Here is a 25,292-nt window from a genome sequence, read left to right on the forward strand (position 1 = left end):
ACAAGCTAGGGATAGGTCAGAGCGCTCTCACTTCTTGAGTGTAAGAGGGCTTGGCGATGATTTCCTACTTTGTTGGTCTCGATGTTTCGAAAGCGACTGTGGATGTGGGGTTTCTTCCTGCGAATTACCCGCAGTTCCAGATCAGTAACGACTCTGATGGCTTCGCTCAGCTGATTGCATGCCTGAACGGGCTTGAAGTCGAGCGAGTACTGCTTGAGGCCACCGGTGGTTATGAGAGGGCTTTGCTCAAGGCCCTGCAGCTAAGCGGTCTTAATGTGGTTCGCGTCAATCCCAAGCGCGCTCGTGACTATGCCAGATCCATGAACAAGCTTGCCAAGACCGACAAAATCGACGCTCGGATGCTGGCGAAGTTTGCCCGAGATATCGAGGACTTGCCGCCGGTTGAGCCTAACCAGGCTCGGGATGAGCTGGGGGAGTTGATCAAGCTGCGAGGCAATCTGGTCAAGGATCGAGACAGCAACAAGCGCCGGATACAACAAACCACTCAGGCCATAGCTATATCCACCTACACCGATCTCATCGCTTATCTGAACCAGAAAATCAAAGCACTGGATGAGGCGATTGAGAAGGCCTCGAACGCCCTGAATCAGGAGAAAGCCAGTCAGTTGAGATCGGTGAAAGGGATTGGAGTCATTGCGTGCGGCACGCTCATGGCATCGCTGCCTGAGCTCGGAGCCGTGACAGGGCGCAAGATCGCGGCCCTGGTAGGGTTAGCCCCTTACAACAACGACAGCGGCAAGAAGAGCGGCCCCAGATCGATCGAAGGCGGGCGCTATGCAGTGCGCCGTGTGCTCTATATGTCGACCTGGTCAATGGTTCGCCACGATCCGGAAGTCAAAGCCGAATATGAGGCTCTGCGAGCGCGAGGCAAACTTGCCAAGGTCGTTATTGTGGCCTGCATGCGCAAGATCCTGGTACGTCTTAACGCGATGCTGCGAGACGGCACGAAGTGGAAAGAACCGAAATCTCAGATACCCGCAACCTGACAGCAAGCGAGGGCTGATTTACTGAAAAGCGGGCTTCGCCAGCGAAACCGCAATGCGGTATCGCTGGCGAAGCCATGCCTGAAGGGGGCGTTTGAAAAAAATCCTTAAAGACAGTTGCTCCCACGGTGTCCGGGTGATGCGCAGGTCCATCGCCTGGCACAAAACCTGTGGGAGCCGGCGTTGCCGGCGATGGGGTCGCCACGCTTCAGTAGATCCTGCGGTAGATCGCCTCCACCTGCTCCACATCCATCTCCCGCGGATTGGCGTCGATCAGCCGCTGCAACCCGCCCACCACATCCGCCGCCATCACCGGTATCGCCGCTTCATCGATGCCGAGCTTCGACAGCCTAGGCTCCAGCCCGCTGTCGCGCACCAGCGCTTCGATCGCCTGCACGAAGGCTTCGGCAGCCTGCGCTTGGTCCGCGAACACCGCGCCCGGCAACAGGTGCCCCGCCAGCTCGGCGTACAGCTGCTGCGCCGCGCTCAGGTTGAAGCGGATCATCGGTGCCATCACCAGGGCATTGGCGTGGCCGTGGGGAATGTGGAAGCGTGCGCCCAACGGATACGCCAGGCCATGGATCGCCGCCACCGAGGCGTTGACGAAGGCCATGCCGGCCATCAGCGAACCCTGCAGCATCGCTTCCCGCGCCGCCACATCACTGCCATCGGCCAGCACCTTGCGCAGGTTGCCGCCCAGCAAACCCAGCGCCGTGGTGGCCAGGCCGTCGGCGATAGGGTTCTTGCGGGTGCGGCTGGTGTACGCCTCGATGGCGTGGACCATGGCATCCAGCCCCGTGGCCGCCGTGACCTGGGCCGGCAGGCCGAGGGTCAGCTCGGGGTCGAGCACGGCCACATCGGGCATCAGTTGCGCCGCGTACACCGCCTGCTTGCGCTGCTGGGCGTCGGTGATGACCGACACCCAGGTCACTTCCGAGCCGGTACCCGCCGTGGTCGGCATCAGCACCAGCGGCAGGCGCCGGCCACGGGCCTTGTCGGTGCCGTAGAGGGCTTCCAGCGGTTGCTCGCTGTTGATCAGCAAGGCCACCAGCTTGGCCGCGTCCAGCGAGCTGCCGCCGCCCAGGCCCAGCACGCCATCGGCCTCGAAGGCGCGGCCCTGGCTGACCGCCTGCTCCACCACCCCGGCCGGCGGGTCGGCCACCACCTGGTCGAACACGGCGACGGTGCAGCCCGCCGCCTCCAGCGCTGCCCGGGCCTTGCCGGCAAAGCCGAGGCGGACGATGCCGGGGTCGCACACCAGCAGTACGCGCCGGGCGCCGAGCCCGGCGAATACCTGGCCGATCTGCTGCAAGGCCCCGGCGGTGCAGACGATCCGCGGCACGCTTCTGAATTCATGGTTCATGGCACGCTCCTCACAGGACCGAGGCGTAGATCGCCCGGGCATCCGCCCAGGTGACCGGCCGTGGATTGTTGATCAGCAGACGCTCGACCTTCATCGCATCGTCGCTGAGGCGGTCGAGGTCGGCCTCGGTCACGCCCACCTCGGCCAGGCGCTGGGCGAACGGCATGCGCTCGACCAGCGCGGTCATGAAGCCGATGAAGGCATCACAGGCCTCGGCCGCGCTGGCGAAATGCCGGCCCGGCAGCAGCGCCGGCGCCAGTTCGGCGTACAGCGCTTCGGCCACGCCACGGTTGAACTCAAGCACCGGCACCAGCACCAGGGCGTTGCTCAGGCCGTGGGGCACATGGAAATGCCCGCCCAGCGGATAGGCCAGCGCGTGCACCGCCGCCACCGGGGCGTTGGCGAAGGCCATGCCGGCGAGCATCGAGCCCAGCAGCATGTCCGAGCGCGCCTGCAGATCGCCCGGCTCGGCCAGCACGCGGTCAAGGTTGCCGCCCAGCAGGCGCAGGGCCTGCAGCGCCAGACCGTCGGACAGCACGTTTTTCTTGTGCTGGCTGGTGTAGGCCTCAATGGCGTGGACCATGGCGTCCACGCCGGTCATGGCACTCACCGCTGGCGGCAGGCCGACGGTCAGGCGTGCATCGAGCAAGGCGATGTCCGGGTACAGCAGCGGGCTGACCACACCCTTCTTCTCGTGGCTCGGGCTGGTGACGATGGCCACGGCCGTGACCTCCGAGCCAGTGCCCGCAGTGGTCGGCACCTGGATCAGCGGCAGCCGCGGACCTTTCGCCAGGTTGATGCCGTAGATGTCCGCCAGCGCCTGTTCATGGCCGCACAGCAGCGCCACCAGCTTGGCGGTGTCCAGCGAACTGCCGCCACCCAGGCCGATCACCGCCTGGGCACGGCAACCGCGCCCCGCCGCCACGGCGTCGAGCACCGAGGCCTCCGGTGGATCGGCCTGCACGTCGCTGTACAGCGTCACCTCGACGCCGGCTTCGTGCAGCGCCTGCATCGGCGCCTCCAGCAGGCCGGCGCGCTGCAGGCCCGGGTCACTCACCAGCAGCACCCGCTCGGCGCCGAGTTCGCGGCACAGGGCGCCGAGGCGCAAGGCGCCATCGACTTCGCAGATGACCCGTGGCGTGGTTTCAAAGGTAAAGGTCGACATGGCTATTCATCCTGCTCGCACGCTGCCGCGCTCGATGCGGTAGACGGCATCGACCAGGTCAGCGGAATGGGTGTCATCGGACTCGGAAATCAGCACGCACAGGCCTTCCTGTCCGAGCTGGGCGATCACTTCGGTGAGGCGTCGGGACAGCACCGGCGCCACGCCCTCGAACGGCTCGTCGAGGATCAGCAGGCGGTTGCCCGGCATCAGCGCCCGGGCCAGGGCGACCAGCTTCTGCTGCCCGCCGGACAACTGCATGGCGCGGCGCTCGCGGAACTGGGCGATCTCCGGGATCAGCCCGTAGACCCACTCCAGGCGCTCGGCGCTGCCGGGCAGCTTGTTGGCCCATACCGGCAGGAGGATGTTCTCCTCCACCGTCAACGCCGGGATCAGCCGACGGTCTTCGGGCAGGTAGCTGATGCCCGCCGCCGCCCGTTGATGACCGGGCTGGGCCAGCAGGTCGGTGCCGTTGAAACGGATCGAGCCGGCACTGGCATCGAGCAGGCCCATCAGGGTGCGGATCAGGGTGGTCTTGCCGGCGCCGTTATGGCCGATCAGGCCGACCATCTGGCCGCCGCCCACGTTCAGCGAGACGTTGTGCAGGATCGGCACCGACTCGATGGCGACGTTGAGGTTGCGAATTTCCAGGCTCATGCGTGGGCTCCCTTGTGGGCCTTGTGTCCGCCGGTGACCAGTTCCTGGACCCGGGCATTGGCCAGCACGTCCTCGGGCGGACCGTCGGCCAGCACTTCGCCGCTGTAGAAGGCGAGAATCCGCGACACGTAGCGGCGCACCACGTCCATGTCGTGCTCGACGAACAGCACCGTGACCTGGTGGCGCGACACCACCTGCATCACGGTGTCCATCAACTGGGTCTTCTCTTCGGCGCTGACGCCGCTGGTGGGTTCGTCCAGCAGCAGCATCTGCGGATCGCCGATCAGCGCCATGGCGATGTCGATCAGCTTGCGCACGCCCTGGGGCACGGCGGTGACCTTGCTGTCACGCCAGTGGAGGATGCTGAACTCGGCCAGGATCGCCTCGGCACGGGCGATCCGCGTTTCGCTGCGCAGCGGCCGCAACAACGACGGGAACGGCGATTCGGCGGCGGCCAGGGCGATCAGCAGGTTGTCCAGCACCGTCAGCTCGGGGAACAACTGCGCCACCTGGAACGAGCGAGCCATGCCGGCACGGGTAATCGCACGGGGCGTGCGGCCGATGATCGACTGGCCGTTGAAGAGGATTTCGCCCCGGCTCGGCTTGAGGTAGCCGGTGACCATGTTGATGAAGGTGGTCTTGCCGGCACCGTTGGAGCCGATCACACCGACCACTTCGCCACTGGCGATGCTGACGTTGACGTCCTTGGCCGCGGTGACGGCGCCGAACTCCTTGTACAGCCCGCGGGTTTCGAGAATGCGGCTCATGCCTTGGCCTCCACTGCCTTGGCCCGGCGGGCCTGACCACTGAACAGGCTCCACAGGCCCTTGGGAAGAAACACGATGATCGCCAGCAAGGTGATGCCGAGGATCATCTGCCAGCTATGGGGCACCAGCTCGATGGCGTAGGTACGCACCACGGCGAACAGCACGGCGGCGATGATCGGCGCCGCGACGTGGGCGGTGCCGCCCAGCAGGGCAATGAAGACGAACTCGCCGGAGGTGATCCAGTAGGCCATTTCCGGGTCGATGTGCCCGGCGGCCAGGGCCATGAAGCCCCCGCCCAGCGCCGAAACCCCGGCGGCGGCGACGTAGTTCATGTACAGCACCCAGCGCGGAGACTGGCCGAGGTACTCGACCCGCACTTCGTTCTCGCGGATCGCCTCGCACATCGCCCCGGCGCTGCTGCGGCCATAGCGGTGCAGCAGAATCGCCAGCACCGCGGTGACGGCAACGATGATCACGAACAGCGCCAGCGGCGCCTGGCCTGCGGCCGGGCTCCAGCCGAACAGGGTCCAGGCCTTGACGTTGAAGCCGTCGGTGCTGCCCAGGGCCGGGCTTTTCACCAGCATGCCGTAGAGGATCATCGAGAACGCCAGCGACAGCATGGCGAAGAAGATCTCGCGGTAGCGGGTCATCAACAGGCCGAGGATCATCGCCAGTGCCACCGCGGCGGCAACGCCGAGCAGCAGCAGGGTCGGCAGGTCGCTGATATCCAGGAAATGCCCGCCCATGCCCACGGCGTAGCCACCGATGCAGAAGAACAGGCCCTGGCCAAAGGTCACCAGGCCGGCACGCATCTGCATCACTACGCCCTGCACCACCATGGACTTGGCCAGCGCCATGGTCAGCAGGAACACCAGCCACTGCGGCGCGATCAGGCCACCGGCGGCGAGCACGACGGCGACGCCGAGCAGAATCAGTTCGGTTTTATCCAGGCGCATCAGATTTTCCTCGCAAGCACGCGGCCGAACAGTCCCTGCGGACGCACCGCCAGGACCAGCGCCATCACGCCGTAGATCACGAAAAGTTCGAATTGCGGCGCGTAATGCACCGCCGCAGCGCGGCTCAGGCCCACCAGCAGCGCGCCGAGGGCGGCGCCTTCGATGCTGCCCATGCCGCCGATCACCACCACGGCAAAGGCCAGCACGATGATTTCCACGCCGATGCCCGGCGCCACGGAAATCGCCGGTGCGGTCAGGGCGCCAGCCAGGGTACCGAGCACGGTGCCGAGGATGAACACCAGGGTGAACACCCGGCGCACGTTGACGCCCATGGCCTGGGCCACTTCGCGATCATGGATCACCGCGCGCAGCACCTTGCCCTGGTGAGTGCGCTCCAGCCACAGCCACAGGCCGAAGCCGAGCACCAGGGAAATGGCCACCAGCATCAGGTCGTAGTTGGACACCTTGAGCCCGGCCAGCACACTGCGGCCCATTTCCGCATAGGGTTGGTAGGCGAAGTACGGGTTGACGCCCCAGATCATCTTCATGGCGTCTTCGAGGATCAGCAGCAGCGCGTAGGTGATGATCACCATCAGCACTTCGTCGCGGCCGTACATGAAGCGCAGTAGCCCGCGCTCGATCAACAGCCCGACCACCAGCCCGGCGGCCAGGGCGCAGCCGAGCATCATCAGGTAGCCGACCCACACCGGCCCGACCCCGTTGTTGAAGTACCAGCCCACCAGCGAGGCGGCGGCATAGGCACCGATGGCGTAGAAACTGCCATGGGCCATATTGAGGATGCGCATGACACCGTAGATGACGGTGAGCCCCGCCGCGACCAGAAACAGCCACGAGGCATAGATGGCGCCGTCGATCAGCACCGCATAAAGACTCAGCATAAATTCGTACCAGGCAAGAGTGGCGGCCGGGACCGGCCGCCACGATCAGTCAGGTGTGTGCACCGCGATCAGTTGCACTGCGCGCCGGGGAAACCGGCCTTGATCCAGTCGTGGGCAGTGGTGCCATCCGGCGGGGTCACGCACTCGCCGGCAAAGGCGATGACGTTCTGCACGCTGCCGGTCTTGCTGGCGGCGTCGTAGTGGTACTCGCCGTAGGCAATGCCCTGCATGGCCTGGTGGCCGCCGGCGCGGGCCATCTGCACGGTGCCGGAGACCGATTCGAAGGTGGCGCCCTTCATGGCCTTGGCCATTTCGACCGGAGCCGGGATCTTGCCGGCTTGCACACCTGCGTTCTCGGCGGCGAATTTCAGGCCGAGGATGGCCTGGGCCATCTTGCTCGCCGGATACGTCGGCGCCGACTTGTAGGCGGCCTTGTACTGGCCGGTGAACCAGTTGTTCAGGGCGTTATCCGGCGAGAAGGCGCCGAACGGGCCACGGCCGCCGATGATCATGCCGTTGGGGGCCTGGTCCTTGTAGCGCTCCAGCGCCGACTCGCCGCAGGTCAGCACCGCCGTGGCGTCTTCCAGCAGGCCGCGGGAGTTGGCCTGCAGCACCAGGGCCTCCATGTCGCCGCCCCAGAAGCTGGAGTGGATGATGTCCGGGCGCTTGACCGACAGCGCCGAGATTTCCGCACCGTACTGGCCCTGGAACACTTTCGGCATCTGCGATTCGACCACCTGGGCCTTGGGCATGACCTGGGCCATGGACAGGGTGAAGTCGCTCCAGCTGTCCTGGCCCCAGGCGTAGTTCTGCTGGATGCCGCCGACGCGGGCGGCGTCCGGACGGGTCTTGGCCAGGTAGCGGGCGGCGCCGATGTTGTCCACCGCCGCGTCGAGGCTGGTGCGGAAGACGAATTGCGGGGTTTTGTCTTCGCTGAACAGCTGCGAGGTGCCGCAGTCGTAGAACACGGTCATCGCGCCCAACTCCTCGGCCACCGGCGCGATCGCCAGGCAGTCGCCGGAGGAGATGTAGCCGACCACCGCATCGACCTTCTGTCGCTGCACCAGGTTGCGGAATTCTTCCACCTGTTTGGCGGCGCCGCCGGCCTCGTCGATGATCACCATTTCGATCTCGGCGCCGTTGATGCCCAGCTTGTCGTAAGGCGCTGGCAGCTTGCCCTGGTTGAGGCCCTCCACCAGCACCTTGGCAGCATTGGCCGAGGGCTCGCCGAACGGGCCGGCGGCAGGGCCGGAGAGGAAGGTCACTACGCCGATGCGGAACTTGCCGTTTTCGGCGGCGACGGCCGCACCGGTCATGCTGGCGGTGATGCCCGCCGTGGCAATCGCCAGGGCCAGCGGAAGGGCTTTGCGGTGTTGCGAGACGCTTTTCTTATAGTTGTTCATGGTCATTTCCATTGCGGGTTTACAGGGCTAAGGGGCATGCCCCTCGGGATTACGGATTTGCATGGCCTGGCGCCGGGCGCGGGTGGCCGGATCGGGCAGCAGGTCGGTGGCGGAGTACACCGACCAGTCGCCGAGCATCAGCTTCGCCGGCGGATAGTCGTCGCTGCGCACCGGGGTGCCGACCGCCTGGGCCTGCTGGATCTGGTGGGTCAGCGGGTCGATGCGCGAGACGAAGCCCGGCGGGTCTTCCGGCAAAGCGATTTCCAGCCCTTCGAGGGCGTTGACCAGCGACTCGGTGTCGGTGGCGCCGCCGGCCTTCTGGCTGGCCCGGGCCAGGGCCATCACGCCGCTGTAGGCGCCTTCGGCGGCATAGGTCGGGTAACGCCCGGTGAGGGTATGGAAGCGCTCGACGAAGGAGCGGTTGCGCGGTGTGTCCGGCCAGTTGTTGTGGTGCCGGGCAGACAGGATCAGCCCCGGCGGCGCCTTGTCGCCGAGGGCGACGAGGAAGTCGTAGTTGCCGCCGGTGTCGAAGTTGGCCAGGCGCGAGGTCTCGAACAGCCGGGTGCCGGCGGCCTGCTTGACGAAGGCATGGAAGTCGCCGCCCCACAGGGCCGAGACGATGATGTCGGGCCTGGCCTGTTCCAGCGCGGCGATATAGGCCGAATAGTCCGGCTCGTACAGGCGCGGCCACAGCTCGGTGACGTCTTCGAATTTCACCCCGAGCTGGCGCAGCGCTTCGTGCAGGTCGTCGCGGGAGACGTGGCCGTACTCGTAGTCGGGACCGATGAAGGCCAGGCGCTTCCAGCCGGTCCTTGCCTGCAGCGCCTTGAGGTAGTGGGCGCCGGCGGCCATGGAGGTCCAGGTGTCGTTGGTCATGCGGAAGTAGTAGCGATGACCGTTTTCCAGGGTCATGCGCGAGGAGGCATGGTCGGTGCCGATCATCAGCACCTTCTCTTCCCGGGCCAGTTGGCTCACCGCGATCGCCACCCCGGATGAAACCATGCCGCACAGCACCTGCACGCCGTCCTTGCGAATGAAGGCGCGGGCCAGGCTGGTGCCGTAGGAGGCCTTGGACTGGTCGTCGTCGATGATGACGCGAAGGCGCGGCAGTTGCTGGCCCGCCTCGCGCTCGGCCTGCAGTTCGCCGAGAGCCACCTGGATACCGGCGATGCTGTCCTGGCCGTAGATCGCCGCCCGCTCGGTCATCGGGTACAGGCAGCCGAGGGTCAGGTCCGCCTGGGTCGCGGCCGCGCCCAGCTCGACACGACCGGCCTGGGCCATGCCAGCGTGGGACAGCAGCAGGCCGCTCAGGGCGATAACGGTGGGCAGTCGGAAAAATGGCCGTTGCATAAGGTCTCTCTGGGGCGTTCGTCGACGCCCTCTTGTCGGTTTACGGAAAGGGTTATCGCAAAGGCTGTGCCAGCCTTCGCGCATGGGTGCATGAGAAACCGCCAAAGCGCTCTGGGACAAGGCTTTTAACGGTGAAACGCGGGGTGATCGACACACCGTGGCAGCGGTTGCCACGGCGCGGGAGGCAGGAGGTTGAGCGGCAGCCGCTCAGCGCGGGCGAGCGGTTGAGCGGTTAGCGCTCATCGCCGCGCTCGATGCCCAGGCGCTGCAGACGGCGCTTGAGGGCATGCCGGGAAATCCCCAGCAGGTCGGCGGCCAGGCCCTTGTGGCCGGCGCTGCGGCTGAGGGCATCGGTGACCAGCTCGCGCTCGGCACGCTCCAGTTGGTCGTCCAGCGCCGACAGCGAACTGGGCGCAGGCTCGGCGCTGTGCATCGCTGCCGGCAACTGGGCGGCCGCGATGGCCTGGCCCGGCATGAGGATGGTCAGGCGCTCGATCAGGTTCTTCAGCTCGCGCACGTTGCCCGGCCAGCGGTGCCGCACCAGTGCGGCGGCGGCATCGGCCTGGAAATCGACGGGCGCGGCCTTCTCTTCCCGGGCCTGGCGCGCAGCGAAATGCCGGGCCAGCAGCAGGATGTCGTCGCCGCGCTCGCGCAGCGCCGGGATATCGATGGTGATGACGTTGAGGCGGTAGAACAGGTCTTCGCGAAAGCGCCCCTGACGCACGTCATCGGCCAGGTCGCGGTTGGTCGCTGCCACCACTCGCACATCGGCGCTGCTGGCCTGGCTGGCCCCCACCGCGCGGTAACTGCCGTTTTCCAGGAAGTGCAGCAGCTTGGCCTGCAGCGCCAGCGGCAATTCGCCGATTTCATCGAGGAACAGCGTGCCGTAGTTGGCCTGGGTCACCAGGCCGACGCGCTTCTGGTGGGCGCCGGTATAGGCGCCCTTTTCCGAGCCGAACAGCTCGGCCTCGATCAACTGCTCCGGCAGTGCCGCACAGTTGACCTCAATGAACGGGTGTGCGGCCCGCGAGCTGCTGTCGTGCAGGGCCTGGGCCACCAGGGTCTTGCCGGTGCCGGACTCGCCCAGCAGCAGGATCCGCGTGGCCGAACTGCTCGCCACCCGCTGCACGGCGGCATGCAGTTCGCGCATCGCCGGGCTCTGCCCGAGCAGTGCGCCCTGCTCCGCGCTGGCGACGGCCGGGACGTCGAGGGCGCCGTGCAGGGTCGCCAGCAGGTCGTCCAGTTCGAAGGGCTTGGTCAGGTAGTCGGTGGCACCGCCCTTGACCGCCTGTACCGCAGCCCGGGTGTCGCCGTGGGCGGAGATCATGATCACCGGCAGGTTCGGCCGGCACTTGCGCAGGCCGTCGAGGGTGGCGATACCGTCCATGCCCGGCAGGCCGAGGTCGAGCAGGACGATATCGACGCGCACCGTGCTGTCGGCCAGCAGCGCCAGCGCCGCCTCGCCGCTGTAGACCGCACGGGGCAGCATGCCTTCGCCGCGCAGGGCATAGCTCAGGGAGCGCACCAGCGCTTCTTCGTCATCGACGATCAGTACATGTATTTCGGACATCGGTCGCTCACTTCAGGTCAGTCGCTGCGGGCGTGGGAAACTCCAGGGTCACTACCGTGCCCTCGCCCGCCGTGCTCGCGATATCCATTCGCGAGGCGTTGGCTTCCAGCAATTGTTGGCAGATGCTCAGGCCCAGCCCGGTGCCACGGGCCTTGAGGGTGAAGAACGGCTGGCGCACCTGCTGCAGCGCCGCTTGCGCAATGCCGCAGCCGCGGTCGGCCACAGTCACGCAGATGCGCTCGCCGCACGCTTCACCGGTCAGGGCCACCGGTGCGCCGGCGGTGCTGGCTTCGACGGCGTTGAGGCACAGGTTGAGCAGGATCTGCCGGGCCTGGTCCGGGTCGACCCAGAGCAGCAGGCCCGGCGGGCAGTGGGCGCTGAATTCGACACCCTTGGCCTGGGCCTCCGGTGCGATCAGTCGAGCGGTGTGCTGGAACAGCGCGGCGAGGTCCACCGCCTGCGGCTGGGCCGGGTGCGGCCGACCGTACTCCAGCAAGTCGCTGGTGACGTGGGACAGGCGGTCGATCTCCTGGCACAGATCACCGAGCAGCAGCCGGCGCTCGGCTTCCTGCTCGCGGCGCAGCAGCGCCTGTACGGTGGTCTTCATGGTCGCCAGCGGATTGCGCACCTCATGGGCCACGCCGGTGGCGAAGGTGCCGAGCACGGCGAGGTTTTCCGAGCGTACGGTGCGCTCCATGACGTCCGCCAGGCGCCCGGCCATGACATTGAAGGCGCGGGTCACCCGGCCGATTTCGTCGTTGTGGTTCTGCTCCGGCAGGCGGTAATCGAGGTCGCCCGACGACAACTGATGAGCGCCTTCCACCAGGGTGCCGACCCGCGATCGCAGTTGCCGCGACAGGGTGAAGAACACCACGAGGATAAAACCGATGAAACCCACGGCGGCCAGGTACAGCCACCAGCGCGCATCGTCCAGCGGCTTGAGCACGGCCCCCGGTTGCACACTGAAGACGATCTGCCAGCCGGGCAGGATCACCGGCCCGTCGCGCCGGTCGGCAGGCGCCTCGACCTGGCGTCCGGTGGCGTCGACGTAGGCGCCGCCCGGCACCCGCAGCAACGGCGTGACCACCCCGCCCAGGCCGGCGCTGACCAGCAGTTCAGTCACCGACGCCAGGCGCAGGTGCAGGCCGATGCGCACCCGGTGGTCGGTGCGGCCATTGCGGATGGTCTTGCGGATCAGCAGCCAGCCCGAGCGCCCGGCCTGAGGCATGGCCGGGCCAATCACCTCGATATCGCCCACCGTTTGCCGCGGCAGGTCCGCCAGCGACCAGCCCTCCCGACTCCAGTACGGCGCACCGGACGCGGCCGGACCGGGCAATACCTTGAGCAGGCGGTCGTTCTCGTCGAAAAACAGCAGGCCGTAGAGAAATGGCAGTTCGCTTTCCAGCTTCAGCAAGGCATCGACATCACCGGCCGGGTGCAACGGGTCGGCGATGAAATCCGGCATGTTGGGGTGATTGGACAGCGCCGAGAGCTGGTAGAAGCGGTCGTCGAGAAAGGACGACACCCGGTTGGCCGTGGACAGCGCCTGGGCGTCGAGGCGCTCGCCGGTGAGGCGATTGAGCAGGTCCTTGGCCAGTTGCTCGTAGAGCACCGCCAGGGCGATCAGCGCCACGCTCATGACCAGGATGGACAGCAATGTGTAGCGCGCCACCAGGCTGCGACGCGGGCGAGCGAACCGGCGCCACAGGGCGCTCGCGGGGAATTCGATATCCATGGGCTTTGTAATTGTTTTTCATGTGATGCCGGGGAGGATAAGGAGCGAGGGTCCGGCTTGTCCATTGGCGCAAGGTCGATGAGCGCGGGTTTCCCGGCCTCTTTATTGACCCACAGGCAAAAATCCTGTGCGCCACCAACGGTTTTTCCGTGCCGCTGCGCCCGGGATACTACCCTCAATTGCCCACCCTACCTGATCGAGGAGATCCCCATGACCCTTCCGCTGTTTGGCCTCGGCACGTTCCGTCTCAAGGACCAGGTCGTCATCGATTCCGTGAGCCAGGCGCTCGAACTCGGGTACCGCGCCATCGACACCGCGCAGATCTACGGCAACGAAGCCGAGGTCGGCCAGGCCATTGCCGCCAGCGGCGTGGCCCGCGAGCAGTTGTACCTGACGAGCAAGATCTGGACCGAGAACCTCGGCGCCGACCGCCTGATTCCCAGCCTCAAGGACAGCCTGAGCAAACTGCGCACCGACCACCTCGACCTGACCCTGATCCACTGGCCGTCACCCAAGGGCGCGGTGCCGGTCGCCGAGTTCATGGGCGCACTGCTTGAGGCCAGGGCCCAGGGCCTGACCCGCGAGATCGGCGTGTCCAACTTCACCATCGACCTGCTCGGCCAGGCCATCGCCGTCACCGGCCCGGGCCAGATCGCCACCAACCAGATCGAGCTGCACCCCTACCTGCAGAACCGCCGTCTGGTGGCGTTCATGCAGGATCAGGGAGTGGCCGTCACCTCGTACATGACCCTCGGCTACGGCAAGGTGCTGCAGGACGCGGTGATCGACGATATCGCTGCGCGCAACAACGCCACCCCGGCGCAGGTCGCCCTGGCCTGGGCCATGCAACTGGGCTACGCGGTTATCCCGTCCTCGACCCGGCGGGAAAACCTCGCCAGCAACCTCAAGGCCGTCGGCTTGCGCCTGAGCGACGAAGACATGGCCCGGATCGCCGCGCTGGACAGCGGCCAGCGCATTACCGATCCCGCCAGCCTGGCACCGCACTGGGACTGATCAACCCTGGTCGGAGCACGCTTCGGCCAGCTTCAGGTAGCGCAGGGTGTGCTCCTGGCCGGACGAGTCCAGGTAGGTCATGTCCGCCTTGATGACCTGGCACGTTTCGGTGACTGGTTCGGTCATGCTCACCACCCTGGCGATATCCAGAGGCATGCCGTAGTGGTAGTCCGTGGCCGCGCCCTGTGCCTGGGCGGCAGCGGCGAACAACAGGCCAAGAGGCAGCAGCAAACGCAGTTTCATGGTGAATCTCCTCGTTGCAGCAGCAACGCGATGAGAAACGATGCAGCCCTTTCAGTGTGGGCGCAGGCGGTATGCCGCGTCGCCCGAAGGGACCAACGGCAGCAGATCGGTTAACCTGCGTGTCCTGCCCCGACAAGCCACCGCCCCATGGAACTGCACATCGTCCTGCATGGCCGCAAAGGCCTCGCCGACCAGCTCTACCAGCAACTGCGCGACGGCATCGACAGCGGCCGCCTCGCCGCCGGCACGCAACTGCCGCCCACCCGGCTGCTGGCCGGGCAACTGGGGGTGTCGCGCAAGACCGTGGCCGAGGCCTATTCGCGACTGACCAGCGACAACCTGCTCAGCGGCCAGGTCGGCCGTGGCACTTTCATCACCCCGCCGCCCGCCAGCCCGCCGGCCGCGCCCCACAGCACCCTGCTGGCCAGCGAAGCCAGCCTGGCGCGCTGGCGGGCGCGGGGCATTCCCATGGGGCGGCCGGCGCTGGCGCAGCCGTCGCGCTACGACTTCGTCGGCGGTGCGTCGAGCAAGGTCCACTTCCCCTTCGACGCCTGGCGCCAGTGCACTCAGTACGCGCTGCGCCATTGTCAGCGCACCGACACCCGCTACAGCAATGCCCAGGGATTGCCCGAACTGCGCGAGGCCATTGCCCGGCATATCGCCTTCGCTCGCGGCGTGCACTGCACGGCGGCCGACGTGCAGGTGTGCAACGGCGCGCAGCAGGCGCTGGACCTGATTGCCCGGGTCCTGATCGAGCCGGGCTGCACGGTGGCGATGGAAGACCCGGGCTATCCGCCGGCACGGCACCTGTTCGAAGCCCTCGGTGCGCGTATCCAGCATGTGCCGGTGGACGCCGAAGGAATCTGCGTGGAACGCATCGAGGCCGGGGTCCGGCTGATCTACGTCACCCCCTCGCACCAGTTCCCGCTGGGCATGCCGCTGAGCCTCGGCCGTCGCCACGCCCTGCTGGCCCGGGCAGCGGAGCTGGGGGCTGTGATCATCGAGGACGACTACGACAGCGAATTCCGTTACGAGGGCCGTCCCACCGATGCCCTGCAAAGCCTCGACCGGCACGGGCTGGTGGCCTACGTCGGGACCTTCTCCAAGACCGTGCTGCCGGAGTTGCGCCTGGGCTACGCGATCCTGCCCCCGCCGCTGCTGGAGCCGGTGCGTATCGCCAAGCAGTTGAGCGACTGGCACACCTCGACCCTGAGTCAGTGGACACTGGCCCGGTTCATCAGCGAGGGGCATCTGGTCAGGCACATCCGCCGTTGTCACGGGCTTTATGCGGCCCGGCGCGAAAGTATCCTGGCGCGTTTGCGTGGTGATCTGTCGCCGTGGTTCGAAGCCGTGCCCAGTACCGCCGGCTATCACCTGAGCGCACTGGCCAAGGGCGATCTGGATGTGGAGTTCCTGATCGCCCTGGCGCGCAAGGTCGAGGTCGGGCTGTACTCCCTCGCCCCGTTCTTCAGCGAGGCAGCACCGCGCCCGGGCCTGCTGCTGGGCTTCGGTGCCATCGAGCGGCTGGATATCGACCCAGCGCTGGACCGGGTCCGCGACACCCTGCAGAGCCTCAGTTGAGGGTGCTGGCCGCCTTGCCGCGGTCAGCCATCGCCGCCGCGTAACCCGCAGGAGCGAAACGCCCGGTGACCAGCAGCATCAGTACCACGGTGACGGTCAGCAGCGTCCACGAGGCCTGGAAATCGCCGCTGATGTCCCGCAACCAGCCAGTCAGGTAGGGCACCAGGCCGGTGATGATGAAGCCGATCCCCTGGACGAAGGCCGCCAGTGCGCCGGCGGCGCCCGGCTCTTTGAGGTGTTCGAGGGTCAAGGTCAGGCTCAGGCTGAAGCAGGCGCCCAGGCCGAAACCGATCAGCCCGACCCACAACCCCGGCGACAGCGCCGGGGCCAGCAGCAGGCCGGCGAAGCCCAGCAACTGTGCCAACAGCGCCAGCCACAGGCCGGGACGACGGTCGATGAAACGCCGCAGCAGCATCGGCAGGCCAAGCGCGCCGAGAACCTGGAAGATCGTCATCAGCCCCACCAGCTCACCGCCGCCACGGGCACTGCCGCCCACCTGCAGGTAATAGGCGGGCAGCCAGGCCACCATGCTGGTGTAGCCACCGTTGATCAGGCCGAAGTAGATCGCCAGCAACCAGGCACGGCGACAGCCGAAAAAGTGTCCGCGTCCCATCGCAGCGCTTTTCTGCGCGGCCTCCAGGGTCGGGCCGATAAACCCGAGCAGCAGCAGCGCCAGCAGCACAGGCAGCACCCAGACACCGAGCCCGGCCTGCCAGTGACCGAAATATTCCGCAACCCGAGGGCCCAGCACCGCCGCCAGCCCGCCGCCACTCATCAGCGCCGCCGAATACACGCCCATCGCCAGCGCCAGGCGCCGGGAGAACCAGCGGTTGACCAGCCCCGGCATCAACGCCTGGACGAACGCCACGCCCAGCCCGGCCAGTACCGCACTGGCGATCAGTGCCGTGCCGTTGCCCAGCAACAGGCGCCAGACACAGGCCGCGCCGATGGCGCCAAGGCCCAGCAACAGACCGCCCTGCTCGCTCAGCCAGCGCCGCAGCCAGGGTTGCATCAGTGGCACCAGGCCCATGCACAGCACCGGCAACGCCGTGAGCAGCGCCGCCTGCTGATAGCCGATGCCCGTGCCCGTACGGATGTCTTCCAGCAGCGGTCCGATGCTGGTGAGGATCGGCCGCAGATTGAGGGTCACCGCGACCACCAGCAGCAACAGCGAGGCGCTGCGCCAGCGGGACACTACCGGGGTCATGCCGGGCGCGCCTGCTGCCAGAGCCGGTACAGACCGTCTTCACCTTCGGGTTTCAGCGCACGCAAGGGCAACGACTGCTGTTGGGGCGCGCGGCTCATCTGCTCGTACACCGCCGCCGTGGACAGCCCGTAAGGCGCGCCCTCCTCGTTGCTGTAGGCGAAGAACGCCCGCTCGATACCGCACAGGTGCATGGCCGCCAGGCACATCGGACAGGGATGACCGCTGGCATAGACCTCGCAGCCCTCGAGGCGCGGTCCTAGTTGCTGGCTGGCAAGGCGGATCGCCTGCATCTCGGCGTGGGCGGTCGGGTCCTGGGTGCAATGGATCTCGTTGACCGCACGGGCGATCACTTGCCCGTCACGTACCAGCACCGCACCGAACGGCCGGCCACCGGCACGGATATTGTCCCGGGCCAAGGCCAGGGCTTCGCGCATGAAGGCGTCGTTGTTCATGGGAGGCACTTCCTCTGACGAATGAAGGGCGATTATCCGGGGCCGCCGGTGTAGCATGAAATTAATTGATTTCATGCATACCAGTGGACTTGTGAATGCTTGATCCCCTTCTGCTCCGCGCCTTCGTCACCGTGGTCGAAACCGGCAACTTCACCCGTGCAGGCGAGCGTCTGCACCTGACCCAATCCACCGTCAGCCAGCAGATCATCCGCCTGGAACAGAGCCTCGGCGCCCGCCTGCTCGACCGCAGCCAGCGCCAGGTCTGGCCCACCGAGGCCGGCGAACGGCTGCTCGGCTACGCCCGACGCATCCTGCGTCTGGAGGAAGAGGCGCGCCTGGCCCTGAGCCCGGTCCAGGCCGAGACCGCCCTGCGCCTCGGTGCCCCGGAAGACCTTGCCGGCGAACGGCTCACCGAGGCCCTGCGCAGCTTCATCGCCAGCCGTCCGCACCTGCGCCTGGAGGTGGAAAGCGGCCTCAGCAACCCGCTGCTGCACCTGTACCGCAACGGTGAACTGGACGTGCTGCTGGTCAAGCAATGGGGCGCCGACCGCGACTGCCATGCGCGCTGGCCGGAGCCGCTGTCCTGGGTGTGCAGCGCCCGCGGCATGGTCGCGGACCAACCGCTGCCGTTGGTGGTGTTCCCCGTGGGCGCGCTGTACCGCCAGGAAATGATCCACGCCCTGGAAAGCGCCGGCCGCCCGTGGCGCATCAGCTACTCCAGCACCAGCCTCGCCAGCCTCGGTGCGGCGGTCAGCGCCGGCCTTGGGGTCAGCCTGATCCCCAGCCGCTGCGTACTGCCGGGGCATCGGGAACTGGGTGAGGACGAAGGGTTTCCACCGGTGGGCGGGCTTGAACTGGCCCTGTACGCCAGGGCCGGACTGGATGCGGACGGGTTGGCGTTGCGGGATTTGCTGATGGGCTTGTGCGAGGAACGGGCGGGGGAATGACGGTTCGGCCCTCATTGGCCTCCCTGGATTTGCCGGGATTGGCTATCTGAAACCCGCGCCGCGCCCATTAAGGTGTGCTCCATCCCGCGCTGTTGCGCAACCACACGGAGCTTTCACCATGTCTACCCGCCTCGAATGGGCCAAACACGCACCCGACGCCTACAAAGCCATGATCGGCCTGGAACAGGCCCTGGCCAGATCCGGGCTGGAGAACTCACTGCTGGAACTGGTCCGTCTGCGCGCCTCGCAGATCAACGGCTGTGCCTACTGCGTGAACCTGCACGCCAATGACGCACGCAAGGCCGGAGAAACCGAGGCACGCTTGCAAACGCTGAGTGTCTGGGCCGACACCGCCTATTTCACCCCCCGGGAACAGGCCGCCCTGGCCTGGGTCGAGAGCCTGACCCGCCTGCCGGAACAGCACGCACCGCAGCATCAGTACCAGGCGCTGCTGGAGCACTTCAGCGAGGCGGAAGTGGTGAACCTGACCCTGGCCATTGCCACGATCAACGCCTGGAACCGCTTTGGCGTTGGCTTTGCGATGGTGCCGGCCTAGCAGGGTGTTTTGTAAGTAAGGCTCATGGTTTGGTCCCGGCTTTCAGCATCAGAACTGTCCCGGAGCAACGATATGAAAATCGGCCGACCTGCCGCCTGATTGAGTTGAGCGACGAAGAGCACCTCGAACGGCTTCGTCGCTCCCAGCAGCGTAAAGGCCCTGCCGAATCCCACATTCGGGGCGAAATCATCTTGGCCTGTCCGCCAAACCACATGCAGCCCTATCCCCTTTCCCCGATATCACTCCGGTTCCGCCCGCGAATCCGCTGAATTTTCCTCAATTCCTTGGGAAACGTCTCACAGACGCTGTGGCTTCAGCACTCTAGGCTACGAACTCCAAGGGGTTCAGTCACATCGAGTATCACAAGAGTTCGAAAAGTGATCACAGCCATATTTTTCGCCGTAACCGCGCCGACACTCATCATTGCTTTCATATCAAGGTCCAGATTTTCCGGTGAAAACTACAGCACCAGAGCAACTATCGGATTAATGCTCTTCAACCTTGTCTGCGGCGTTTTCCACATGGAGCTGACACAGCGCGGCTGCATACTCCTCTACCAATGCTTCCCCAACCTTGAAGACAGTCACCCCGTTATCGTGTGGTTTTCTTTTTTCTGCATCTTCCTGCACTGCCTTGCCATACCCTCAGAATCGGAACCCAAACGCTGGTTCAGGAAAAAATCAAACCCCACCTATAACTTCTCACCAAAGAAAAACGGCAAAGATTCATCTTGGCCCAAACGTTAGGAACACCCACCCGCACGATCCCGTTCAATCCGGACGCAACCGCTGGCGATAACTGCCAGGGCTCTCCCCCGTCCATTTCTTGAACGCCCGGTGAAACGCACTGGGCTCCTGGAAGCCGGTCTGCGCGGCGATCTCGGCGACGCTGAGGTCGCTGTCGCGCAGGCATTCGAAGGCCATGGCACGCCGCACTTCGTCCTTGATCTGCTGGAACGAACAGCCCTCACGCTCCAGTTGCCGGCGAAAGCTGCTCGGGCTCAGGCCCACGTCCTCGGCCAGCCCCAGCAAGGTCGGCCATTGACCATACTCGCGCCGGCGCAGATAGCGGTAGACCCGCGCCGCCAGGCCGTTCTGGTTGCGGTAACGCACCACCAGCCCTTGCGGCGCACTGCGCAGGAAGGTCTTGAGGGCGCCGAGGTCCTGCAGCACCGGCAGTTTCAGGTAGTCGGCGGAAAACTCCACTTCGGTGCGCCCGGTGCCGGTCTGCAGGTTAGGCCCCCAGAGCAGCGCATCGTCTTCCAGTGCCACCCGCGCATCACGCAATTCGGTGCGGTCGATGGCGATACGCCGCCCGCCCAGCCAGCACAGCAGGCTGATCACCAGCACCAGCAGGGTTTCCTCGGCGAAGACCCGGCGCTGCGGGTCGTCGATGCACGAATGCAGACTGATCACCGCACGCTGCCCACGCACGCTCAGGGTGCCGCGCATGTCCCGCAGGAACAGGCCGAAGTTGCCCAGGCACTGGTTCAGAGCCTTTTCCAGATTGGGCTCCTGGATCAGCCCGCGACAGATCAGGGCGAAGCTGCCCAGGGGCATGCCATGGCTGTCGAGGTCGAAGAATTCGTCGTCCAGCGCCTCGATCAGGATCAGCCACAGGCGGGCGAAGGCCGAGGCCGGCACCCGGGCGTTGATCTCGTGGATCAGTACCGGGTCGATACCGGCCTGGTGCAGCAGCGCCGCAGCCCGCGCGGGCTGGTCGCGCAGGCTGTAGAGCATGATGTGGACGAAGTACATCGCGACCGAATCGTTTTCCCGCATGACAACTTCCGTGGTGACCTCGACGACATTGCAAAAAGTAGCAGGCCCGCTGGGCACTTAAGGCATAGGCCCCGGCGCCGCCAATGCCTAGACTCGACACACCCGGGCGTGGCCGGGCGTCATTCTCGCAGAGCCGCGTGGCACCTCGCCACGTCTTCGCCCATTGGAGTCGATCATGAACAACAACGATATCTACGTAGTCAGTGCCGTCCGCTCGGCCATTGGCACTTTCGGCGGTTCGCTCAAGGACCTGCCCCTGGCAGACCTGGCCACCCAGGTCACCCGCGCCGCCCTCGAGCGCTCCGGCGTCGCCCCCGAGCAGATCGGCCATGTGGTCATGGGCAACGTCATTCCCACCGAAGCCCGCGATGCCTACCTGGGCCGGGTCGCCGCGATGAACGCCGGCATTCCCAAGGAAACCCCCGCCTTCAACGTCAACCGCCTGTGCGGCTCCGGCCTGCAGGCCATCGTCTCGGCCGCGCAGACCTTGCAACTGGGCGAGGCCGAGGCGGTGATCGCCGCCGGCGCCGAGTCCATGAGCCGCGGCCCGTACCTGCTGACCCAGGCCCGCTGGGGCGCACGCATGGGTGACATGAAGAGCATCGACTACATGCTCGGCATCCTGCACGACCCCTTCGAAGGCTTCCACATGGGCATCACTGCCGAAAACGTGGCGCAAACGAACGGCATCACCCGTGCCATGCAGGATGAAGTGGCAATCACCAGCCAGCAGCGCGCCGCCCGCGCCATCGCCGAGGGCCGTTTCGACAGCCAGATCGTGCCGATCGAAGTTCCAGGCCGCAAAGGCCCGGTGCAGTTCAAGGTGGACGAGCACGTGCGCGGTGAAGTCAGCAGCGAGCAACTGGCCGGCATGAAAACCGCTTTCAAGAAAGACGGCACCGTCACCGCCGGCAACGCCAGCGGCCTGAACGACGGCGCGGCAGCGCTGGTGCTGGTCACCGGCGAGATGCTCAAGCGCGAGGGCCTCAAGCCGCTGGCCCGCCTGGTGGCCTATGCCCACGCCGGCGTCGAGCCCGAGCTGATGGGCCTCGGTCCGGTACCGGCGACCCGCAAGGTGCTGGAAAAGGCCGGCCTGAAGGTCTCCGACCTGGACGTCATCGAATCCAACGAAGCCTTCGCCGCCCAGGCGTGCGCAGTGTCGAAGCAACTGGGCTTCGACCCGGAAAAGGTCAACCCCAACGGCTCGGGCATCTCCCTCGGCCACCCTGTCGGCGCCACCGGCGCGATCATCGCCACCAAGGCGATCCATGAGCTGCAGCGCATCCAGGGCCGCTACGCGCTGGCGACCATGTGCATTGGCGGCGGCCAGGGTATCGCCGTGCTGTTCGAACGCGCTTGAAGGAAGAGAAAAGATGAGCATTGAACACATCGCCGTGATCGGCGCCGGAACCATGGGCAACGGTATCGCCCAGGTCTGCGCCGTGGCCGGCTACCAGGTGACCTTGATCGACGTGTCCGACGCCGCGCTGGAGCGCGGCGTGGCCACCCTGCGCAAGAACCTCGACCGCCAGGTGAGCAAACAGACGCTGGACGCGGCGCAGGCCGAGGCCGCCGTGACCCGCATCCGCACCAGCGCCGACTACGCGCAACTGAAAGATGTGCATCTGGTGATCGAAGCGGCCACCGAGAACCTGGAGCTGAAGAAACGCATCCTCCAGCAGGTGGCGGCCAACGTCAGCGAACGCTGCGTGATCGCCACCAACACCTCGTCGCTGTCGGTAACCCAGCTGGGTGCCGCGATCAACGCGCCGGAGCGCTTCATCGGCGTGCACTTCTTCAACCCGGTGCCGATGATGGCACTGGTCGAGGTGATTCGTGGCCTGCAGACCAGCGACGCCACTTACGCCAGCGCCATGGAACTGACCGGCAAGGTCGGCAAGACCGCCATCACCGCCGGTAACCGCCCGGGCTTCGTGGTCAACCGCATCCTGGTGCCAATGATCAACGAAGCGATCTTCGTGCTCCAGGAAGGCCTGGCCAGTGCCGTTGACATCGACACCGGCATGCGTCTGGGCTGCAACCAGCCGATCGGCCCGCTGGCCCTGGCCGACCTGATCGGACTGGATACCCTGCTGGCGATCATGGAAGCCTTCCACGACGGCTTCAACGACAGCAAGTACCGCCCGGCTCCGCTGCTCAAGGAGATGGTCGCGGCCGGTTACCTGGGCCGCAAGAGCGGCCGTGGCTTCCACGTCTACGAGTAACCCGACATGCCCAAGACCTGCGCCGAACGCTGCGCCGATTACGAAGACCGTCGCGACAAAGCCCTCGAACTCTTCGCGGCCAAAGGGTTCGGCCAGGTCAGCATGCGCGAGCTGGCGGCCCATGTGGGCCTGACCGCCGGCTCGCTCTACCACCATTTCCCCAGCAAGCAGCACCTGCTGTTCGACCTGATCGAAGAGCTCTTCGAGGAGCTGCTTGCCACCTTGAACCCTGGCCGGGGCAAGGTTCCCGCAGGGCGTCTGTCTGCTGTGATCCGCGCCCATTGGGCGCTGCATGACGAACGATCGCTGCAGTTCCGCCTGGCCGAGCGCGACCTGTGCTGCCTGAGCGACGAGCAGCAGGCGCATATCGCGCAACTGCGCCTGCAATACGAAAGCCAGCTCTGGCAGGCGATCGCCCCGGCCGCTCGCCTGCAGGGCCCCGCTCTGGAAGCGGCGGCCCATGTGCTCGCGACCCTGCTCAACAGCCTGCCCGGCTGGCTGCGCGACTCGCCCTTGCCGCAGACCGAACGCCTGGCCCTGATGGAAAACATGCTGCTCGGCGCCATCGAGCGGACACTGCCGCAGTGCCTCAGCTCGGCGGCCTGAGCATCAACGATTGGGATGAATCACCCGCTGCCCACTGGCATCCGGCCGGTGGATGAGCAAAAAGTCCAGCAACGGACTGCTCGGTTCCAGTTGAGCGTTCCAGTGTGCGGAAAGGTGAATGTAGCGACGACGCAACAGGTCTGTTTCATGCTCATTCAGATTGCAGGCGTGGGCCAGTAATTTGACCGCGATGGTGTGCAGCTCTTCTGGAAGCAGCAGCCCTTCACCGTCCGAAACCGGTTGCAACGGAACGCCGCTAGCGACCGCCCAGGCATGCATCATCCGCAGATACACCCGCGACAACTCGCCACGCACTCGCCTTTTTCCCCGAATCACGGCCCTGACCTGCTTTTCCCGCTGCACATCGCGCTTGGGCAGAAATGGCAGCTCGGTACTTTGCAGCTCAAGGCTCAGTTGCAGCCCCAGCCCTTCCCAATAGGCGCGCCGCTGTTCCAGACACTTGCCCGCCTGGATCGCCGCCTGACTGCGTGCATCCGGTACCAGGCGCGACTCGACGCTGGTGAACGGCCGCTCCAGCACCAGGTCCTCCTGCTCCTCTGCTCGATAACCGCCGCCGATATCGGTATGCACGCCAGGCACGACAATGTCGTTGTTGCTGGCCACCAGCGGAAAATTGGCCCGGTACTCATCAGCCGCCACCAGTTGCAGCACCTTCCGGGCCAGGCCATCACGCAACCCCAGTCGCAAGCCGTCGTAATTGTCGTTGCCGGCGCTGAAGTTGCCTTTCATGGGCGCCAGCATCCCGGCGACGGTATCGAACAGGCCGATGAAGTTCAGCGTCAGCGAAGCACCGGCGAACAGCTCCGCCAGCGGGGCCAGGTCATTGGCCAGGTGCCGGGCGGCGGCAGCGCCCCGGCTGAAGCCGAACAAGTCGATTTCCACGGCATGGAGAGTGCGTCCGGGGTTGTGCCGGACAAAGGTTTCGTACAGCGCGGCAACCCGGCCTGGCACTTGCTCGACCAGCGCCACCACGCCGCTGCCATAGCGCCCGGTGGCCTGGGCAAGGCCCGAGTCTTCTTCACCGTTGCGGGTGCCGATGCCTTCGATATACAGCGACAGGCACACCCGCGCGTCGCCGCCGGGCAGTCGCTGCGTTGCCTGATTCGGATACAGACGGTACAGCAGCGCCACATTGCTGATGCCAGTGGCGTAGCTGCCGACGGGAGCGGCACGGGTCGCACCCAGTTCCTGGTTATGAAGATTCAGCCCCGTGCCATCGAAGAACAGCCCGAGATGCAGGGTCAGAGGAGTCGGATTCATTACGGTTCCTGTGTCGAGAAAACAAGGAACCGATCGGATCATCCCGCAGCGTTGCGCGATGCAGGAACATTCGCTTTAACGCGTATGAAAATTCTGAAGTACATCTAGCTCAGCAATGTCTGAATCTGCTCGCGAAGGCTGTCGAGGTCGAACGGCTTGGCCAGGATCGGCGCACGGAACGCGATGGGGCTGCCGGACTCACGGATTTCCGCGGGGTAGCCACTGATGAAGATCACCTTCAGGTCCGGTCGCAGCTTGACCGCCGGCTCGGCGATCTCAACCCCGGAGATGCCCCCCGGCAGACGGAAGTCGGTGACCATCAGGTCCAGGTGCGGCTTGCTGGCGAGGATCTCGAACGCCTGGGCGCCATCCTCGGCCAGCAGCACCCGGTACCCTTCGCCCGCCAGGTAGTCGTGGAGCACCATCCGGATCACCGGCTCGTCCTCGACGACCAACACTACATCTTGTGCATCTTCACTCATGCCAACGCCTTGATTCGATTCATACAGTGGGTCTCATCTCAATCGTTGTGA

Annotated in this window: 24 protein-coding genes; 8 read left to right on the top strand and 16 right to left on the bottom strand. The window is 65.9% G+C overall.

All coding sequences use genetic code 11. The annotated features are described in order from the left end of the window. Positions 1 to 56 precede the first annotated feature (56 nt). On the top strand, positions 57 to 1,007 hold the full coding sequence (locus tag AC05QJ_RS20600) for an IS110 family transposase (RefSeq protein ID WP_476742461.1): 951 nt from the start codon (positions 57 to 59) through the stop codon (positions 1,005 to 1,007). Between the two features lie 205 nt (positions 1,008 to 1,212). Here the strand turns inward: AC05QJ_RS20600 and AC05QJ_RS20605 are convergent, their stop codons facing one another. The 10 genes from AC05QJ_RS20605 to AC05QJ_RS20650 form a co-directional block, all read right to left on the bottom strand. Then, positions 1,213 to 2,367, bottom strand: a complete 1,155-nt coding sequence (locus tag AC05QJ_RS20605; protein ID WP_476743127.1) for an iron-containing alcohol dehydrogenase — start codon at positions 2,365 to 2,367, stop codon at positions 1,213 to 1,215. A 10-nt stretch (positions 2,368 to 2,377) separates the two neighbouring features. Next, on the bottom strand, positions 2,378 to 3,532 hold the full coding sequence (locus AC05QJ_RS20610) for an iron-containing alcohol dehydrogenase (RefSeq protein ID WP_476743128.1): 1,155 nt from the start codon (positions 3,530 to 3,532) through the stop codon (positions 2,378 to 2,380). 6 nt (positions 3,533 to 3,538) lie between these two features. Next, positions 3,539 to 4,186 carry an ABC transporter ATP-binding protein gene (locus tag AC05QJ_RS20615; RefSeq protein ID WP_476743129.1) on the bottom strand — a complete coding sequence of 216 codons (648 nt, stop codon included), beginning with the start codon at positions 4,184 to 4,186 and terminating at the stop codon, positions 3,539 to 3,541. Beyond that, positions 4,183 to 4,953 (bottom strand): ABC transporter ATP-binding protein, encoded by a 771-nt coding sequence (locus AC05QJ_RS20620; protein WP_476743130.1) that lies wholly within the window; start codon positions 4,951 to 4,953, stop codon positions 4,183 to 4,185. The genes AC05QJ_RS20615 and AC05QJ_RS20620 overlap by 4 nt, the downstream gene beginning before the upstream one ends. Further along, a complete protein-coding gene (locus AC05QJ_RS20625; protein ID WP_476743131.1) occupies positions 4,950 to 5,909 on the bottom strand; it encodes a branched-chain amino acid ABC transporter permease in 960 nt (319 codons plus the stop codon). The genes AC05QJ_RS20620 and AC05QJ_RS20625 overlap by 4 nt, the downstream gene beginning before the upstream one ends. Further along, positions 5,909 to 6,808, bottom strand: a complete 900-nt coding sequence (locus AC05QJ_RS20630; protein ID WP_476743132.1) for a branched-chain amino acid ABC transporter permease — start codon at positions 6,806 to 6,808, stop codon at positions 5,909 to 5,911. The genes AC05QJ_RS20625 and AC05QJ_RS20630 overlap by 1 nt, the downstream gene beginning before the upstream one ends. Before the next feature lie 68 nt (positions 6,809 to 6,876). After that, positions 6,877 to 8,211: an ABC transporter substrate-binding protein gene (locus AC05QJ_RS20635; protein ID WP_476743133.1), complete on the bottom strand. Its 1,335-nt coding sequence runs from the start codon at positions 8,209 to 8,211 to the stop codon at positions 6,877 to 6,879. 27 nt (positions 8,212 to 8,238) lie between these two features. Beyond that, the gene (locus AC05QJ_RS20640) at positions 8,239 to 9,561 is read right to left on the bottom strand and encodes an ABC transporter substrate-binding protein (RefSeq protein WP_476743134.1); all 1,323 of its coding nucleotides are present in this window, start codon (positions 9,559 to 9,561) and stop codon (positions 8,239 to 8,241) included. A 232-nt stretch (positions 9,562 to 9,793) separates the two neighbouring features. Beyond that, positions 9,794 to 11,131: a sigma-54-dependent transcriptional regulator gene (locus tag AC05QJ_RS20645; protein WP_476743135.1), complete on the bottom strand. Its 1,338-nt coding sequence runs from the start codon at positions 11,129 to 11,131 to the stop codon at positions 9,794 to 9,796. Positions 11,132 to 11,138: 7 nt separating this feature from the next. Continuing rightward, positions 11,139 to 12,866 (bottom strand): sensor histidine kinase, encoded by a 1,728-nt coding sequence (locus tag AC05QJ_RS20650; protein ID WP_476743136.1) that lies wholly within the window; start codon positions 12,864 to 12,866, stop codon positions 11,139 to 11,141. A gap of 210 nt (positions 12,867 to 13,076) precedes the next feature. Between AC05QJ_RS20650 and dkgB the strand changes: the two genes are divergently transcribed. After that, positions 13,077 to 13,880 carry a 2,5-didehydrogluconate reductase DkgB gene (gene dkgB / locus AC05QJ_RS20655; protein WP_476743137.1) on the top strand — a complete coding sequence of 268 codons (804 nt, stop codon included), beginning with the start codon at positions 13,077 to 13,079 and terminating at the stop codon, positions 13,878 to 13,880. Here dkgB and AC05QJ_RS20660 read toward each other — a convergent pair whose 3' ends face one another. Then, positions 13,881 to 14,123, bottom strand: a complete 243-nt coding sequence (locus AC05QJ_RS20660; RefSeq protein ID WP_476743138.1) for a DUF2790 domain-containing protein — start codon at positions 14,121 to 14,123, stop codon at positions 13,881 to 13,883. It lies immediately after the preceding gene. Positions 14,124 to 14,270: 147 nt separating this feature from the next. Here AC05QJ_RS20660 and pdxR point away from each other — a divergent pair, with 147 nt between their 5' ends. After that, on the top strand, positions 14,271 to 15,704 hold the full coding sequence (gene pdxR / locus AC05QJ_RS20665) for a MocR-like pyridoxine biosynthesis transcription factor PdxR (protein ID WP_476743139.1): 1,434 nt from the start codon (positions 14,271 to 14,273) through the stop codon (positions 15,702 to 15,704). Here the strand turns inward: pdxR and AC05QJ_RS20670 are convergent. After that, entirely contained in the window at positions 15,697 to 16,911 is a 1,215-nt protein-coding gene (locus tag AC05QJ_RS20670; RefSeq protein WP_476743140.1) for a cyanate transporter, read from the bottom strand. The genes pdxR and AC05QJ_RS20670 overlap by 8 nt on opposite strands. Then, positions 16,908 to 17,363, bottom strand: a complete 456-nt coding sequence (locus tag AC05QJ_RS20675; RefSeq protein ID WP_476743141.1) for a nucleoside deaminase — start codon at positions 17,361 to 17,363, stop codon at positions 16,908 to 16,910. Before AC05QJ_RS20675 ends, AC05QJ_RS20670 begins: the two co-directional genes overlap by 4 nt. 95 nt (positions 17,364 to 17,458) lie before the next feature. On the opposite strand from AC05QJ_RS20675, the gene AC05QJ_RS20680 reads away from it, so the two are divergent. Together AC05QJ_RS20680 and AC05QJ_RS20685 are read left to right on the top strand one after the other, a co-directional pair. Further along, the gene (locus tag AC05QJ_RS20680; RefSeq protein WP_476743142.1) at positions 17,459 to 18,310 is read left to right on the top strand and encodes a LysR substrate-binding domain-containing protein; all 852 of its coding nucleotides are present in this window, start codon (positions 17,459 to 17,461) and stop codon (positions 18,308 to 18,310) included. A 118-nt stretch (positions 18,311 to 18,428) separates the two neighbouring features. Continuing rightward, a complete protein-coding gene (locus AC05QJ_RS20685; protein WP_476743143.1) occupies positions 18,429 to 18,866 on the top strand; it encodes a carboxymuconolactone decarboxylase family protein in 438 nt (145 codons plus the stop codon). A gap of 770 nt (positions 18,867 to 19,636) precedes the next feature. Here the strand turns inward: AC05QJ_RS20685 and AC05QJ_RS20690 are convergent. Further along, positions 19,637 to 20,647 carry an AraC family transcriptional regulator gene (locus tag AC05QJ_RS20690; RefSeq protein WP_476743144.1) on the bottom strand — a complete coding sequence of 337 codons (1,011 nt, stop codon included), beginning with the start codon at positions 20,645 to 20,647 and terminating at the stop codon, positions 19,637 to 19,639. A gap of 175 nt (positions 20,648 to 20,822) precedes the next feature. On the opposite strand from AC05QJ_RS20690, the gene AC05QJ_RS20695 reads away from it, so the two are divergent. The 3 genes from AC05QJ_RS20695 to AC05QJ_RS20705 are packed head-to-tail and all read left to right on the top strand — an operon-like array spanning position 20,823 to position 23,478. Further along, positions 20,823 to 22,007 (top strand): acetyl-CoA C-acyltransferase family protein, encoded by a 1,185-nt coding sequence (locus AC05QJ_RS20695; protein ID WP_476743145.1) that lies wholly within the window; start codon positions 20,823 to 20,825, stop codon positions 22,005 to 22,007. Between the two features lie 13 nt (positions 22,008 to 22,020). Further along, entirely contained in the window at positions 22,021 to 22,872 is an 852-nt protein-coding gene (locus tag AC05QJ_RS20700; RefSeq protein ID WP_476743146.1) for a 3-hydroxybutyryl-CoA dehydrogenase, read from the top strand. Between the two features lie 6 nt (positions 22,873 to 22,878). Beyond that, positions 22,879 to 23,478: a TetR/AcrR family transcriptional regulator gene (locus tag AC05QJ_RS20705; protein ID WP_476743147.1), complete on the top strand. Its 600-nt coding sequence runs from the start codon at positions 22,879 to 22,881 to the stop codon at positions 23,476 to 23,478. 3 nt (positions 23,479 to 23,481) lie between these two features. Here the strand turns inward: AC05QJ_RS20705 and AC05QJ_RS20710 are convergent, their stop codons facing one another. Together AC05QJ_RS20710 and AC05QJ_RS20715 are read right to left on the bottom strand one after the other, a co-directional pair. Continuing rightward, entirely contained in the window at positions 23,482 to 24,759 is a 1,278-nt protein-coding gene (locus tag AC05QJ_RS20710; RefSeq protein WP_476743148.1) for a T6SS phospholipase effector Tle1-like catalytic domain-containing protein, read from the bottom strand. 104 nt (positions 24,760 to 24,863) lie between these two features. After that, positions 24,864 to 25,241 (bottom strand): response regulator, encoded by a 378-nt coding sequence (locus AC05QJ_RS20715; RefSeq protein WP_476743149.1) that lies wholly within the window; start codon positions 25,239 to 25,241, stop codon positions 24,864 to 24,866. Positions 25,242 to 25,292 lie beyond the last annotated feature (51 nt).

The organism is Pseudomonas sp. TUM25319, from assembly GCF_056388475.1.